This window comes from Pseudomonas monachiensis (genome assembly GCF_047345015.1).
Lineage (GTDB): Bacteria > Pseudomonadota > Gammaproteobacteria > Pseudomonadales > Pseudomonadaceae > Aquipseudomonas > Aquipseudomonas monachiensis.
The window spans coordinates 2,618,076-2,633,637 of sequence record NZ_CP178857.1; the positions used below are offsets into that span (position 1 = coordinate 2,618,076).

Annotated in this window: 12 protein-coding genes; 4 read left to right on the plus strand and 8 right to left on the minus strand. The window is 59.9% G+C overall.

All coding sequences use genetic code 11. From position 1 onward, the window contains the following. Nucleotides 1-3 precede the first annotated feature (3 nt). On the plus strand, nt 4-2,115 hold the full coding sequence (locus ACMDB8_RS11835; RefSeq protein ID WP_223542784.1) for a hybrid sensor histidine kinase/response regulator: 2,112 nt from the start codon (nt 4-6) through the stop codon (nt 2,113-2,115). Between the two features lie 164 nt (nt 2,116-2,279). Then, the gene (locus ACMDB8_RS11840; RefSeq protein ID WP_008050666.1) at nt 2,280-2,513 is read left to right on the plus strand and encodes a DUF465 domain-containing protein; all 234 of its coding nucleotides are present in this window, start codon (nt 2,280-2,282) and stop codon (nt 2,511-2,513) included. Nucleotides 2,514-2,788: 275 nt separating this feature from the next. Here the strand turns inward: ACMDB8_RS11840 and ACMDB8_RS11845 are convergent, their stop codons facing one another. The 5 genes from ACMDB8_RS11845 to ACMDB8_RS11865 form a co-directional block, all read right to left on the minus strand. Next, nucleotides 2,789-3,868 carry an SMP-30/gluconolactonase/LRE family protein gene (locus ACMDB8_RS11845; protein ID WP_056724384.1) on the minus strand — a complete coding sequence of 360 codons (1,080 nt, stop codon included), beginning with the start codon at nt 3,866-3,868 and terminating at the stop codon, nt 2,789-2,791. Beyond that, nucleotides 3,865-5,010, minus strand: coding sequence for a sterol desaturase/SRPBCC family protein (locus ACMDB8_RS11850; protein ID WP_056725091.1), 1,146 nt, complete (start codon nt 5,008-5,010; stop codon nt 3,865-3,867). Before ACMDB8_RS11850 ends, ACMDB8_RS11845 begins: the two co-directional genes overlap by 4 nt. A gap of 106 nt (nt 5,011-5,116) precedes the next feature. Further along, complete coding sequence (locus ACMDB8_RS11855; RefSeq protein ID WP_223542783.1) at nt 5,117-5,980, minus strand: LysR family transcriptional regulator; 864 nt, start codon at nt 5,978-5,980, stop codon at nt 5,117-5,119. A 144-nt stretch (nt 5,981-6,124) separates the two neighbouring features. Then, nucleotides 6,125-6,439 carry an SCP2 sterol-binding domain-containing protein gene (locus tag ACMDB8_RS11860; protein WP_007946492.1) on the minus strand — a complete coding sequence of 105 codons (315 nt, stop codon included), beginning with the start codon at nt 6,437-6,439 and terminating at the stop codon, nt 6,125-6,127. Nucleotides 6,440-6,503: 64 nt separating this feature from the next. Further along, on the minus strand, nt 6,504-7,214 hold the full coding sequence (locus tag ACMDB8_RS11865) for a histidine phosphatase family protein (protein WP_223542782.1): 711 nt from the start codon (nt 7,212-7,214) through the stop codon (nt 6,504-6,506). A gap of 201 nt (nt 7,215-7,415) precedes the next feature. On the opposite strand from ACMDB8_RS11865, the gene sohB reads away from it, so the two are divergent. Further along, nucleotides 7,416-8,438, plus strand: coding sequence for a protease SohB (gene sohB, locus ACMDB8_RS11870; protein WP_056724390.1), 1,023 nt, complete (start codon nt 7,416-7,418; stop codon nt 8,436-8,438). Between the two features lie 142 nt (nt 8,439-8,580). On the opposite strand, the gene ACMDB8_RS11875 is transcribed toward sohB, so the two are convergent. Then, nucleotides 8,581-9,168, minus strand: a complete 588-nt coding sequence (locus tag ACMDB8_RS11875) for a hypothetical protein (protein WP_223542781.1) — start codon at nt 9,166-9,168, stop codon at nt 8,581-8,583. Nucleotides 9,169-9,453: 285 nt separating this feature from the next. On the opposite strand from ACMDB8_RS11875, the gene ACMDB8_RS11880 reads away from it, so the two are divergent. Then, nucleotides 9,454-13,341 (plus strand): dermonecrotic toxin domain-containing protein, encoded by a 3,888-nt coding sequence (locus tag ACMDB8_RS11880; RefSeq protein ID WP_409078977.1) that lies wholly within the window; start codon nt 9,454-9,456, stop codon nt 13,339-13,341. A 51-nt stretch (nt 13,342-13,392) separates the two neighbouring features. On the opposite strand, the gene ACMDB8_RS11885 is transcribed toward ACMDB8_RS11880, so the two are convergent. Both ACMDB8_RS11885 and ACMDB8_RS11890 read right to left on the minus strand, forming a co-directional pair. Continuing rightward, nucleotides 13,393-13,887 carry a DUF934 domain-containing protein gene (locus tag ACMDB8_RS11885; protein WP_056724395.1) on the minus strand — a complete coding sequence of 165 codons (495 nt, stop codon included), beginning with the start codon at nt 13,885-13,887 and terminating at the stop codon, nt 13,393-13,395. After that, nucleotides 13,871-15,529, minus strand: coding sequence for a nitrite/sulfite reductase (locus ACMDB8_RS11890; protein ID WP_056724397.1), 1,659 nt, complete (start codon nt 15,527-15,529; stop codon nt 13,871-13,873). The genes ACMDB8_RS11885 and ACMDB8_RS11890 overlap by 17 nt, the downstream gene beginning before the upstream one ends. Nucleotides 15,530-15,562: the final 33 nt, after the last annotated feature.

Consider the following 15,562-nt stretch of genomic DNA (forward strand, 5'->3'; position numbering starts at 1 on the left):
CCGATGCAGTTTCTAGAGGAAAGCCACGGGTGCTCCGGGTGGAACGGCGAAATGGCCGGGCGCATTCGTGCGTTCGACTGGAGCCCGACCGAACTTGGCCCGCTCGATTCATGGTCCAGGAGCCTGAGCAGCGCGGTGCAGTTGATGCTCGCGTCCCCGCTGCCGATGGTGATGCTCTGGGGCCAGTCCGGCTACATGATCTATAACGACGCTTACTCCAAGTTTGCCGGTGGGCGTCATCCGTATCTGCTCGGTTCCGCTGTAGAGCTGGGTTGGCCGGAAGTCGCCGAATTCAATCGCCACGTGGTCGACACCTGCCTGGCGGGCGGCACCTTGTCCTATCGCAACAAAGAGCTGGTGCTGCTGCGTGACGGGGTTCCGGAAGATGTCTGGATGGACCTCTACTACAGCCCGGTGGCTGACGATGACGGGCGCCCGGCCGGGGTCATGTCCATGGTGGTGGAAACCACGGAGCGGGTGATCTCCGAGCAACGGCGACAAGTGGCTGAAGACGCCTACCGCGCCGACAACGAACGGGTACGCCTGGCGCTCAACGCTGGCGCCTTGCTCGGTTCCTTTGTCTGGGACATCAAGGCCAACGTACTGACGGGTGATGAGCGCTTCGCTCGCGCGTTCTCTTATCCGCCCGGGCAAGACCTGCAAAACCTGTCCCGGGAAATCGCTGAAAGCCGGATCCATCCGGACGACCGCAGTTGGGTCCAGGAACGAGTCACACTATCGGTTGAGACGGGCGAACCCTATAACGTCGAATACCGGATCCAGCGCCCGGATGGCAGCTACCTTTGGGTACTCGCCAGTGGTTGTTGCGAGTTCAATGAGCAGGGCGAGGCGTTTCGCTTCCCCGGCGTGCTGATCGATATCCACGAACGCAAGAATGCCGAAGAGTCCCTGCTCAAGTTCACCCGCAACCTGGAGCAGCGGGTGGCCGATGAGGTCGAGGCGCGGCTGGCGGCGGAGGAACAACTGCGCCAGTCACAGAAACTCGAAGCCATCGGTGGCCTCACCGGCGGTGTGGCCCATGACTTCAACAACCTGTTGCAAGTGATCGCCGGCAACCTGCACCTGCTGGCACGCCATGAGCCGGGTAACGCCAATGTGCAACGCCGGGTCTCGGCGTCGATCGCTGCCGTCGAGCGCGGTGCCAAGCTGTCCTCGCAATTGCTAGCATTCGCCCGTCGCCAACCGTTGTCGCCCGCGGTCTTCACATTGCGGCAGATTTTCGATGGCCTGGCGGAGCTGCTGCTGCGTGCCCTGGGTGAAACCCTTCAGGTTCACATGACGGCACCCGAAGACTCGTGGAATGTGTTCGTCGATCGCAATCAACTGGAAAACGCCATTCTCAATCTGGCGATCAATGCCCGTGACGCCCTTCAAGGCGAGGGCAGGATTGACCTGTGCGCGGAAAACATCGTCCTCGATCGCAAGTTTTGTGCCGCAAAGGGCATTGCCCCCGGGGACTATGTGCGGGTGTCCGTGACGGATACCGGTGTCGGCATGCCGCCACAGGTACTGGCCCAGGCGTTCGAGCCGTTCTTCACCACAAAGGCCGACGGGCAGGGTACCGGCCTGGGCCTGAGCATGGTGTTTGGCTTCGTCAAGCAGAGTGGCGGTCATATCGAAATCGCCAGTGAAGTGGGGCGGGGGACCCGGGTGCAGTTGTACTTCCCGCGCACCTTGCGCGCGGCACCCAGCGAAACGCCGGGCGCTGATGTGCCGCAACGGGGCGGGCACGAGCGCATCCTGGTGGTGGAGGACAATGAGGCCGTGCGGGTAGCGGCGGTGGAGTTGTTGCGAGAAGAGGGCTATCAGGTCCTTACGGCCACCAACGGTGACGTCGCCATGCAAATGTTGCTGGAAGGGCTGGCGGTGGACCTGATATTTACCGACGTGGTCATGCCCGGCCTGATCAAGAGTTCGGATCTGGCGGCCTGGGCGAAAGTGCAGGAACCACAGGTGGCCGTGTTGTTCACCTCAGGGCATACCCGCGACATCATCTCGCGCAACCACCAGCTCAGCCCCGACACCCACCTGTTGAGCAAACCCTACAATCCTGAAGCGCTCAGGCAAATGGTGCGCATGGTGCTCAACGGCTGAAACCGCTTGAGCAGACAAAGGTTTTAGCGCCTGTGGGACCGGACGACGAACGGACACCGCTGGTCTGACAGGTGGTCGACAGAACGGGCAAACCGAGGCCATTCTGATAGTTGGTGAACGCAATTGATCGCGTTTCGCTGCCGATCAACTAACGGAGGTGTTCCATGCCGGTGCCCCATGACCTTTATCAGGATCTGAAACGCTCAAAGGAAGAAATCCAGCAGAAACGCACCAAGGATCCGTTACTGGATTCACTGCTTAACAAGTATTCCCAGGCGGATGCCGAAGTGGTGAAAGCAGAGGAGGCCAAGTCCAACGATGACACCGTAAGGAAGCTCAAGGAGACACGTCTGCTGGTCAAGGACAAGATCGTCAAGCAACTTGGCGCGTCGTCCTGACCCACCAGCCTGCCACCGACGACCGGTGGCTGAACAGTTGAAATGGCACAAAAAAAATGGCACCTCGAATGCCCAGAGACCGATGTTATGGCTCTCAACGAGGTGCCTCATGACCCAGCCCGAATATCCCGATGAACTGAACGCTGTCCCATGTGGGAGCGGGCTTGCTCGCGAAGACGTCAGCACAGTCAACACCACTGGTGACTGCCCGTCCGCCATCGCGAGCAAGCTCGCTCCCACAATGGGTCCTGGGTGAGTTCAGACAGGGCGCTTGCTCATTGCAATGCCTTGCTTAACGGCAATCGCACCATGTTCCGGGCTTTCAGCGAACCGAAATACAACCAGTCCCCATATTCGCGCACCGTGGTGATGGGGGAGTAGTTGTTTTTGCTGCCATCCTGCAGGTTGGCGATCACTTTGCCCTCAAGGTCCAGGCCCAGGGCAAATCCGCGTTTTTCCACGGGCTTGGGCAATACGGTCATGGCTCGCACGATCATCTTGCGTACCAACGGATGCGGTGCCGTGGCGTCGAGCAAGGGGTTTCGGGGGGCATACAGGGCTACCCAGAAGCGGTCGCGGCCATTGAACGACAGGTTGTCCGGCAGCCCCGGCAGATTGTCGATGAACAGGTCATGGGTGCCGGCTTTCGGACCGGTGAGCCAATAACGGCTGATGCGGTAGGCACCGGTTTCATTGACCAGTACATAGGCATCGTCCGGACCCAGGGTCACGCCGTTGGCAAATTCCAGCTTATCCAGCACAACCGCCGTCTTGCCGGTCTGGAAATCGTAGCGCAGCAGTCGACCGTCGCCGCCGTGTTCGATCACGGCCTCACCGTCGTGGCCATAGCCGAAGTGGCTCGAAGCATCGCTGAAGTAAGCATAGTGACCGGGTTTGTCGATGGCCACATCGTCGATAAAACTGAAGGGAACGCCGTCGGCTTCTGTGGTCAAGGCCACCAGGCGTCCCTGGGCGTCGAGGGACAACAGACCTTTGACGGCGTCGGCGATCACCAGCAGACCATTGGGATGCCGGGCCAGGCCCAGTGGTCGGCCACCGGTATCGGCCAGGATCTTGGTGTTGTTGCCGTCCAGGCTCGTGCGGATCAGGCGACCGTCGTGCAGGCCGGTGATGAGCGCGTCGTTTTCCAGCAACAAGGCTTCCGGTCCATCGATGTTGGCGGCACCCACGCGTTCCACGTCCTTGAGCCGCTGGTTGTCGGCGTAGATTCCGCTGGTGAGAGACGGTGCAGGTTGTGGCGTCCAGGCCACTGGTCGCACCTTGGTCGGCATCAGCAGCAGGAAGGCGCCGATGACGATGATGGCAAGCAGCAGGCATTTGAAGGTTCTGCTCACGCGCCGACCCCCGTCGCCGCCAGATACTTCTGCGCCATGTCGCGCAATGCCAGCATCGACGCCGCCGATTCCCCATCGATGCGTCGCTTGAGCAGCAACCGGTTGGCAATGCGCATCGCCAGGCCGCTGAACTGATACTCCAGGGTGCGGACGAAGCGGGTGTCCTCGCCTGTGGCATCGCATTCATAGGTCACCACCAGCGACAGGCCGTGATCACCCCGGGCCTCGGCGCTCCAGCGCCGCCCGGGCAGGTATTCCGCTACCTCCCAGCGCAAGTGTCCGTCGCGCCCGCCGGCACGGATGTCTTCCTCGAAACGTGCACCGGCGTGCAACGGACCTTGTGGCCCATCGATGCGCAGCGACGACGGATGCCATTGCGGCCAAAGGGTCACGGTACTGGCGTAGGCAAGTACCTGGACCGGGGTTCCGGCAATGACAATCTGATGTTGCATGCGGGTCATGGGCGTTCTCGTCGGGTTGAGCGGCTCAGGTTCCGGCTCCCAATAGAGGGTGCCGAACAGGTAGTCCATCAGCGGGAAAACGATGTTGAAATTACGCTCCTGCATCAATTCGCGGCGGTGATGCAGTTCGTGCAACCGGCGCATCTGGCGGATCCACGGCAATCGTGTGACCAGGTTGCGCGACGGCAGGTGCTCGCAGGCATGGAACACTTCGTAAACCAGGTAACCGAGGACAAGAAGGCCGCCGACCAATCCGGCGACGTTGGTGTTGATGTGCTTGAGCAGCCACCAGAGGGGCAGGGCGAAGGCGAGGGTGTGCAGCACGATCAGCCACGCCGGAAACAGGATCACTCGCCAGTCGCGGGCGCTGTCGTAGGTCATGTGGCCGGGGGTGAAAAAGCTGTGGTGGTCGACTGCGTGACGGGCATAAAACAGCCGGGCGAAGCTCTTTTTATGATGCCCCAGGTGGCGATGCACCATGTACACGCCGAGGTTGAACAACAGTAGCGTGACGGGTACCGCCAGCCATTCCGCTGGCCGCACCTGATGTACGTTGCTCCAGAAAGCGCTGATCGCTACTGCCCCGAACACCAGGACAAACGCGCCGTGCAGCCAGGGATTGTAGAGCGGATGAATGTCGGCGCGGTAACGGCTGCGGAATCCTTCGGTGGTCTGCCTCACTGCAATCACCAGTCGTTTTTGTTATCTCTTTCAGATTAGCCGATCCCGGTGATTTGACGGAGCGAACCTTGATGACACAACGGCCATGATCCGGTGCAAACCGGTCTCAGGTCAGCGGATCCCAGCGCTGCGACCAGTCTTCGTCGGAATCGATGACCTTGCGCAGCAGGTCGAAGGCGCGTTGCAGCGTCGGCGAGTCACGATCGCGCGAGTAGACCAGATAGGTCGGGTAGTTGAATTCCGGTGCCTTGGGCACCCGTTCCAGGGCGTCGCTTTGCAGATAGCTCTGCACGACGCGGGTGCGGAAGTAGCCACTGCCGCCGTTTTCGAGAAGGTACTGCAAGCCCAGCGGGCCGAGATTGAAACTCAGCGCGGCCTTGGCTTTTTCCGGCAGCGCGGCGTCGTGCTGGCGCCGGAAATCAGCGCCCCAATCGATGTACACATAAGGATCGGGCTTGTCGACCTGGCGCACGAGAATCAGTTTTTCTTCGAGAACCTGCTCGACCTGCAAACGCGGCCAATACTCGGGCTGATACACCAGCGCGGCATCCAGAACGCCCAACTCCAGTTGCCGCAGCAGGTTTTCGCCGTCACGGATTTCCATGCGCAGGGCATGGCTGGGGATGTTCTTGCGGATTTCACCGGCCCAGCCGAGCATCAGCGGATTGCACAGGCTCACCTCGCCACCGATGTGCAGCACATCGTGAAAACCCTCGGGCAACGGCAAATCACGCCGCGCGGCTTCCCAGGTTTGCACCAGTTGATTGGCATACACCACGAACGCTTCGCCGTTGGGCGTCAGGCGGGCGCCGGCACGGTTGCGCACGAACAGGGTGCTGCCCAACTGGCTCTCGAGTTTTTGCACCCGCGCGGTGATCGCGGTCTGGGTGACATGGAGTTTTTCCGCGGCGGCAGCCAGGCTGCCATGGCGGACGATTTCGAGGAAGGTGCGGGCGAGGTCGATGTCCATGGGGTGGCCGGTGTGGGAAGTTCAGGCATTGTATGCCCCCTTGCCACAAGGTTCAGCGGCGGGCAGGCAAAAACGACGAATCCCGCCACTAAGGGCGGGATTCGTTTGCAGCAGGCACACTCCCGAAGTTCGGGAGCCAGGTGCTTACGACGGGAACAGTTCGGACAGTTTCATCGCCAGCATCATGTCGCCTTCAGCGCGCAGTTTGCCGCCCATGAACGCTTGCATGCCGTCAGTCGAACCGTCGACGATGCCTTGCAGGGTTTCGCCGTCCATCACCAGGGTAACTTGTGCGTCCGGGTTCTCGCCTTCCTGCAGTTCGCAGGTGCTGTCCTTGACGATCAGCGAGAAGTTCTTGGTGTCGTCGATGCGGAAACCGAAGACCAGGTCCAGACCGGCAGCAGCGGCTGGGTTGAACTTGGCTTTCATTGCTTGTACGGCATCAGCTACGGAGGTCATGGTTCGATCCTTTCTTGGGTAATAAGAGCTGGGTGATTACAGCCAGGGTCACAATAGTCCGGACTCAGCGAAACGTGATGAGTTCCGGGGCCTTCAACAGTTGCAGGTGCGCATGACTGTTGAAGGAAGCCAGGGACACCTCGCGACCACGAAACTTAAGCTGGTTGAGCGAGGTGTTGACGATTTGCCAGTTCAACTCAAAGGCCTGCCGGGCAGGCATTTGCGTAATCAGGTGGAGCAGGGCAGTGATGGTGCCGCCGGAGGTGAACACGGCGATTTTCTGGGTGTTGTCGGCCTGGTCGAGGATGCGATGCAAGCCGGCCTGCACCCGTTCGACAAACCCCAGCCAGCTTTCCAGGCCCGGTGTGTCGTAGGTGCCGGCCAGCCAGCGCTCGATGATCAGGGCGAAGATACGCTGGAACTCAGCGCGGTTTTGCGTAGCGTTGCGCAGGATGTCCAGGGCTTCGGGTTCGTCCGGCAGCATGGCCGGCAACAGCGCGCGGATCACCGCATCGGCGTCGAACTCGTTGAAGGCGGAGTCGGTTTCCAGCAGCGGCACCGACAGGCCCGCCGCGGTGAATTGCTCCAGCGCGCTGTTGGCCGTGTGCTGCTGGCGGCGCAGGTCGCCCGCCAGGCAGCGGTCGAAGCTGATCCCCAGTTCGGCCAGGTGGCGGCCAAGGATTTCAGCCTGACGAATGCCGGTCGGCGACAGCACGTCGTAGTCGTCCGCACCGAAGGAGGCCTGGCCATGTCGAATCAAATAGATGCTGCCCACGTCCGCGTCTTCCCGGTACGTTGAAGGTTTGGCGAGGTTATGAGGATGGCGGTGTGCTGTCAATGAAAAAACATACGCTTGTTTGAAATGCTCGTTACACGCCTGTTGCCAGAGGTTTCACGACTGGTCGCAAGGTCGGCGCATGGGTATGCTGGAGGTATCCCGCGCGCGTTCAAGCCGCGCATCGTTTGAGGAGTCCCTGTGGAGTTTTTTTCCGAGTACGCCATTTTTCTGGCCAAGACCGTGACCCTGGTGATCGCCATTCTGGTGGTCCTGGCCAGTTTCGCGGCCTTGCGCAGCAAGGGGCGGCGCAAGTCGTCGGGCCAGTTGCAGGTCAGCAAGCTCAATGACTTCTACAAAGGGCTGCGTGAGCGCCTGGAGCAGACCTTGCTCGACAAGGACCAGCTCAAGGCCCTGCGCAAGACCCAGGCTAAAACCGACAAGAAACAGAAGAAAAAGCCCGAGGCCAAGCCCCGGGTGTTCGTGCTGGATTTCAATGGCGATATCAAGGCTTCGGCCACCGAAAGCCTGCGCCACGAAATCACTGCCTTGCTGACCCTGGCCACACCGAAGGACGAAGTGGTGCTGCGCCTGGAAAGTGGCGGTGGCATGGTTCACAGCTACGGCCTGGCCTCCTCGCAACTGGCGCGTATCCGTGAGGCTGGCGTGCCCTTGACCGTGTGCATCGACAAGGTCGCGGCCAGTGGTGGCTACATGATGGCGTGCATCGGCCAGAAGATCATCAGTGCACCGTTCGCGATCCTCGGCTCGATTGGCGTGGTGGCGCAGTTGCCCAACGTCAACCGCTTGCTGAAAAAGCACGACATCGACTTCGAAGTGCTGACCGCCGGTGAATACAAGCGCACCCTGACCGTGTTTGGCGAAAACACCGAGAAGGGCCGGGAGAAGTTCCAGCAGGACCTGGACATCACCCATCAACTGTTCAAGAACTTCGTGTCGCGCTATCGCCCGCAATTGGCGATCGATGAAGTGGCCACCGGCGAAATCTGGCTCGGTGTCGCGGCGCTGGACAAACAACTGGTCGACGAACTCAAGACCAGCGATGAATACCTCGCCGAACGCGCCAGCAAGTCCGAGCTCTATCACTTGCATTACGCCGAACGCAAAAGCCTGCAGGAGCGCATCGGCATCGCCGCCAGCGGCTCGGTCGATCGCGTGCTGCTGAGCTGGTGGAGCCGTTTGACCCAGCAACGCTTCTGGTAATTCTGCGTTCAATGGGCTAATAGCAATTGTCCGCTTTGGTACCATGTACGATTAAAGGACCTTGAACGATGCCATGCAGGCAATGTTCAAGGTCTTTTTTATGGAGACTAAAAACTTAAGGGCGAAAGTGTTTATCCGGTGCTCAGAGCTGCCATGTTATATTTGGAATCCGGACTAGTCCGCGATTGATATACCAATCCAGGATCCTGCAATTATCGCCATAAGTGGCCAGCGCCTGGAGCAGAGATTCAATGTCGGCAAAGCGAGTTTTATACATGGTGCCGATGCTTTCATTTACCGGATAAACACTATCGTATTCAACCCGTATTGGAAACGCCACTGGTCCTGGCCCAAAAGGCTCATACTGAAACTGGAATCTATACATGTGGTCGAGTATAAACATCCCGGGTTCATTGAGTTGCTCTTTTAATGTAGTCGGTAGATCAGGGTATGAAGACCATGGCAGTTCGATACTGTCCATTTTACCTGGAACCTGTTTAAATCCATTTGACTTAAGGGCATCAAGCAGAGTCTCGAGACTCTTGAAACGAACATGATCAATGTTTGGCCATTCTTCGTGTTCAATATAGATGAGAGTGCTGTCAGTCTTGATGGGGACATAGACAATATTACCGCTGGCATCGCAGTATAAAATGGCGAGATAACTAAAGTTTCTTTCATTCCAAAGTATTTTGAAAGCGGAGTTGCGAGCTTCGTCGGTGATATACATCGTGCAAAATCCTTTTTGCGGTAGTTGAGTTTTCATACTCTATCGCGAAAAATAAACAACTTTGCGCGGAATATATTACCAGGATTTTCAAAGCAATATTGCGACGCTGGTTGTCTGGCCGGTCAGTTCGTTTGAGTTGGGTCCCGCTTTTTTAGCCTGCGAATGTCTGCCCGATGTCCTCCACGGCCCGGCGAAATCTCTGTAGGCAGCAGGCGACCGTTCCTGCTTTCGGCAGCGCGGCTGCTGGTTATGTTGATGCTCCAGAATAATTGCCATGGAACGCACATGAATGACCATCGGACACCGCTTCATGCCGAACATCTGCCGCTGCGCGAAACACTGGAGTCTGTGGTGAGCGCGGCTTTGCCGCAGTCTCCCGAGCAGTTCGGTGCGCAGTTGATCCAGGAAAGGTGGGGACAAGACATCGACCCGCAAAGCGCCCTGTTGGTCACCCTGGATTATCGCTACCGGGGGCATCCGCCGCAGGACGGTATCGAGCAAGGCCAGGTGGCAAACTCGCAAACCCTGGTGCAGGCGCTGCTGGCGAACTACCAGAGCGTCGCGGACGGGCGTATTGCCGAAGGTCTGTTGGACTTGTTCACACCGCCCGATGTCGGTCCGTCCATTCGTATCGTGGAGCATGTCGATGAATTCGCCGACCACGGCAATGGCAACCACCACACCTACGAAGGCATCTATCGCCGGACCACGCCTCAGGCGTATGGGCCGGCAACGCAAATTACCCTGAGGCCGGCGGCGTTCAAACAGTGGGTATGGGATCTGGATTTGCAAACCCGCTATCAGGCTTACCTTGATAGTGCCTGGCCCTCCGATAAGCGAATCCTCCAGGCGGCGCCTTTCGACCTGAGAACCTCGACCAGGGCCGCCTTTATCATGAGCGCCTGCCTGCAACATCAGGAGGGCAGCTTGAGTCAGGAGGGCCTGGCCTTGGCCATGCAGGCCGCCGGTTTGCCAGCGGAGCAGGCCTGGAGTACGTTGACTATCGATCAGATGCAGGCGCCCACCCGCATCAGCGCGCCGATCGAAGTCGGTCGGCTGACGATCTATCGCTACACATCGGACGATATCTGGTGTTACCGCCATCGTCGCAGCGGTCGGGTCTTGTTGAACATTCCCGGCAACTCCTCACCCCTGCATGAATTCGCCGACTTGCCGCATCTGCGCCAATGGATCGTGGCCCAAGGCCGGGTTGCCGCCACACGGCAAGCGCTGGTCGCGCATTTTGCCGAGGACGATCGTGAAGACGGCACTTTCCATGCGGGCGTATCGACGGCGTTGGAGGGCATGGCGGTTTACCCGAAGGAGCACTGGCTGACAAAGAACGCCGGATTCTTCAACAATGACGGTTTCTGGGACCCGCAGGACTACATCGACCTTGAGCGTGCGCCGACCGGTACCGATCCGTTCGCGCAACTGGTGCTGACCATGAAGCTGGCTTCCATGGCCAGTGTCAAAACCATCCGCAACGATGCCCAGGTCAATCGCGACAACCTGAGCGCGGTGGTGGAGCCGCTTGTGCAGTGGATCAACCGGCTGGGACCTTTGGCATTGTTCATTCCGGGAGGAGAGGGCGTCCTGGTGCTGGCGGGCCTGATCGACGCCGGTTACGGCCTCGATCAGGCCATCAACGGTAAAACACCCGGGCAGCGCTCCGAGGGGGTGACGCGTACAGTGTTCGGCCTGCTCAATGCGCTCCCGCTGGCCGGGGCGGTGGCAGCACTCAAGGGCGAAGAGAAAATCGCCGGGACGTTGCACGAGTCGGGGGAGCCGGGGAGCGAGCCACTTCCCGCAGCGCCGGACGAGCCCGTGCCCGGTACGTCTGAGGTGCCCGTGCCGACACGTGTGGAACTGATGCGTGGCGTTTGCGCACCGCTTGCTGCCTTCAGTGATGAGGTATTGGCACGGATCGCCCGGATCAGCACGGTCGACGACGATATGTTGCGCCTGATGCAGACCGGTCGCCCGCTGACGCCGACGCTTGCCGACACCATCACTCGCTTCAAGCTCGATCAGGAACTTGAAGCCGTCGCCGATCCGCAAGCGCGGGCCGGATTGTTCAACGCCCGCTATCAGGCGCTCCAGCACTCGGACCAGGATTGGATTCGCCTGTTTCAGCGCGAATACAAGGGTTTGCCGAAAAGTGCGGTGGAGCAGATCCTCGACCGTTCAGGGGTCGACATCAATCGGCCCGTCGATGCTGACGAGGTGCTGCAACTGTTCAAGCGCCTGGACAGCAAGGCACGCGAGTATCAGCAGCATGTACGACTCAACCGGGCCTATGAGGGGTTGTACTTGCGTTCGGTCAGCCACCCCGATTCCGATGTCCTGGCGTTGCACTCCCTGGAACGCCTGCCCGGTTGGCCGGAAGGATTGCGCATCGAAGTGCTCGACGGGTCGATCAGTGGCCGGGTCCTGGACCGTTGCGGCCCGCTCGATTCGGCGGATTGCCGGCGCTTGATCAAGGCCGGTGATCGCTATCGGTGTGCCACGGTGGCGGCAGCCGACGGTGAAGGTACGGATCTGTTTGCGGCGCTGGTCGAACTATTGTCCGGGGAGGAACGCGCGGCGATGGCGCTAAACGCGCCCGACGCGGCCAGCCAGTTGCGCCTGCGCATTGGCGGGCACGCCTTGTCTCGTTCCGAGCTGATACTCGGCTTGAATCGAATGGATTCGCGGTTGCCCTTCGACGCCAGGGGGTTGCGCGGCGGCGGCTTTCCAAACACGCCACAGGGCGCTGCGCTGGCTCACGAAATCATGCGCATGCAGGTCAAGGATCTGTATCCGGAGTTCACCGATGCCCAGGTGGACGAGTTGCTTCTGACGGCAGGTGCCCGGGCGCAAGCGCTGGTGGATCGCCTGACGCTCGAGGTGCGGCAGTTGCATGCCGATCTGCGCGACTGGGTCGACCAGACCGTGCTGGATGTCGATGACATGGATGTGGAGTTTCTGGTTGTGGGCGATGACGCCGCCGCGGGCATGAATCCCCGGCAGGTGGCGGCGCACAATGCCGAACTGCTGCAAACCGTGATCGATTCCGAGCGTGAGGTGCGAAATGAACTGGTCGAGGAGTTGATGAGCATCTGGCAAAAATGCCCGCCCGGGATCAATCGAGTCATGTCCGGCGAGGTGTGCAGCGGCTACAGGCTGGACCTGGGGTACGAGGATTTCCATCGCTTGCCGACAATGAACGTTCGCTTCAATGACGTCGTCGAGCTAACGATGCAGGGCTTGCACCTTGTCGAACGCGAGAGTCTGAGCGCTTTTCTCGAAAGCTTTCCCAATCTGCACACCCTGAACCTGAAACGAGTCGATCTGCGCCGGCTTAATGCAGGCAATGTGCTGGAGGGGATATTGCCTGCACCGGTTCGGCAAATGACTCGACTCACAACGCTCAACCTGAGTTCCACCTTTCTTCAGCTTCAGGAGAACACGGCTTCGCAGTTTCGTGATCTGCCGAGCTTGCAAACGCTGGACCTGAGTGACAACCCGTTGACTGTCCCGCCCGTGGTATTGGGGCTGAATGAGTTGCGTGTGTTGAACCTGAGAAACACCGGGATCAGTCATTGCCCGATTGGCGTCGCCGATCAGCCGTATCTCACCGCGCTCGACTTGCGAGGCAACCGGATCAGTCGGGTTCCCTACGCAATAATGATTCAGGCGATCTCCCGGGACCGGGTGAAACTGTGGGGCAATCCGCTGACGGATGAAGAGACGTTGTTGCGCCTGGTGGATCATCGCGAACGCACCGGTATCAACCTGTGGCTGAGCGAGCCGGGTACCGATTACGGCAGTGCGACACCCTGGTTGCAGGAGGGTGATGAAGGCGTGCGCGAAGCCCGGCAACAGATCTGGCAACGATTGGCCGTCAAGCCATCGGGCAGTACGTTGCTCCGGGTCATGGATGGATTGAGTTTGACCGCGGATTTCCAGGTCGGCTATCGGTCGCTGCAGGCGCGGGTGTGGCGTTTGCTGCAGGAAGCGGATGCGTCAGAAGAGCTGTGGGGTTGGTTGCGACAGTGTGTCGAAACGCGGATGGGCGATGCGCAGAATCCGTTCCGGTTGTTCGTGGTGCTGGAGGATCGAGTCCGGCTGTACCGCGATTGGGTCGCCATGGGGCGGCCGATGCCGCTGGCCGACTATCCACCGTTTTAGCCGGGAAGGTGAAACGCCTTGAACCCCGGGCCGGGGTTCAAGGCGTGACGGTCAGCGACGACGGAACAGCGGTAGCGGTTCGTCGGTAGCGGCCTGATAGGACACCGAGAAGTCCTTGAGGCCTTCAAGGGCTTCGTGCGGGTCTTTGTCGGCGCGAATGGCGAACGCGTCGAAACCACAGCGATGCATGTAGAACAACTGGTCACGCAGCACGTCGCCAATGGCCCGCAATTCGCCCTTGAAACCGTAACGGTCACGCAGCAGGCGGGCATTGGAGTAGTTGCGGCCGTCGGTGAATGCCGGGAAGTTCAGGGCAATGACCTGGAACTGAGCCACGTCTTCGCCGATTTCCTCGGCTTCTTCATCGGCGTCCAGCCAGATGCCCAGGCCGCCGTCGCGGGCCAGGAGCATGCGGCTGTGTTCGCGCCACAGTTGCAACGGAACGATGTAGTCGTCGCAGTTGGTGATTTCGTCGATGTTGAAGTCCTTGGGCAGCAGGTGCCAGGTCTCGTCGACGACCTCGTTGTTCTTAATGATTCGCTGCATAGACACGCTCCTTGAAGAGGTCGATACCAATACGCTGATAGGTGTCGATGAAGCGTTCGTCTTCGGTACGTTGTTCGATGTACACGTCGATCAGCTTTTCGATCACGTCAGGCATGGCTTCCTGGGCAAAGGACGGGCCGAGGATCTTGCCCAGGCTGGCGTCACGGCTGGCGCTGCCGCCGAGGGAAACCTGATAGAACTCTTCGCCTTTCTTGTCCACCCCCAGGATGCCGATGTGGCCGACGTGGTGGTGACCACAGGCGTTCATGCAGCCGGAGATGTTCAGATCCAGTTCGCCGATGTCGAACAGGTAGTCCAGATCGTCGAAACGACGCTGGATCGATTCGGCGATCGGGATCGACTTGGCGTTGGCCAGGGAGCAGAAATCGCCGCCCGGGCAGCAGATGATGTCGGTCAGCAGGCCGATGTTCGGCGTGGCGAAGCCTTGCTCGCGCAACTCGCCCCACATGGCGAACAGCTTGTCCTGCTCGACGTCGGCCAGGATGATGTTCTGCTCGTGGGAGGTTCGCAGTTGGCCGAAGCTGTAGCGGTCGGCCAGGTCGGCCACGGCGTCGAGCTGTTTGTCGGTGATGTCGCCCGGTGCAACGCCGGTCGGCTTCAGGGACAAGGTCACGGCCACATAGCCCGGCTTCTTGTGGGCCAGGGTGTTGCGCACGCGCCAGCGGGCGAAGCCCGGGTGCTGCTGGTCGAGTTCGGCCAGGGCGGCGCTCTGGTTGTCCAGTGCCTTGTAGTCCGGGTCGACGAAGTGCTTGGCGACGCGCTGCACTTCGGCTTCGGTCAGCGTGGTCTGGCCACCGCGCAGGTGCTCCATTTCCGCATCGACTTTCTGTGCGAAGACTTCAGGCGTCAGCGCCTTGACCAGGATCTTGATCCGCGCCTTGTACTTGTTGTCGCGACGGCCATAGCGGTTGTAGACCCGCAGGATGGCGTCGAGGTAGCTCAACAGATCTTGCCACGGCAGGAATTCATTGATGAATGCGCCCACCACCGGCGTACGGCCCAGGCCACCGCCGACCAGCACACGGAAGCCCAGTTCGCCAGCGGCGTTGTGCACCGGCTCAAGGCCGATGTCATGGACTTCGATGGCGGCACGGTCGGAAGTCGAACCGTTGACGGCGATCTTGAATTTACGCGGCAGATAGGCGAATTCCGGGTGGAACGTGGTCCACTGGCGCACGATCTCGCACCATGGGCGCGGATCGATCAGTTCGTCGGCGGCGACACCGGCAAACTGGTCGGTGGTGACGTTGCGCAGGCAGTTGCCGCTGGTCTGGATCGCGTGCATCTGCACGGTGGCCAGTTCAGCGAGAATGTCCGGAATGTCTTCCACGGCCGGCCAGTTGAACTGCACGTTCTGCCGGGTACTGATGTGGGCGTAGCCCTTGTCGTAGTCACGGGCAATTTTGGCCATCATTCGCATCTGGCGCGAAGTCAGCTGGCCGTATGGCACGGCGACTCGCAACATAGGCGCGAAACGCTGGATATAAAGGCCATTTTGCAGGCGCAGGGGGCGGAATTCTTCTTCGCTCAGCTCGCCTGCCAGATAGCGTCGGGTCTGATCACGGAACTGCTTGACGCGGTCCTCGATGATCCGCTGATCGTATTCGTCGTATACGTACATATAAGTCCTGTTCTCAGGCTTGGGCCGGTCGGA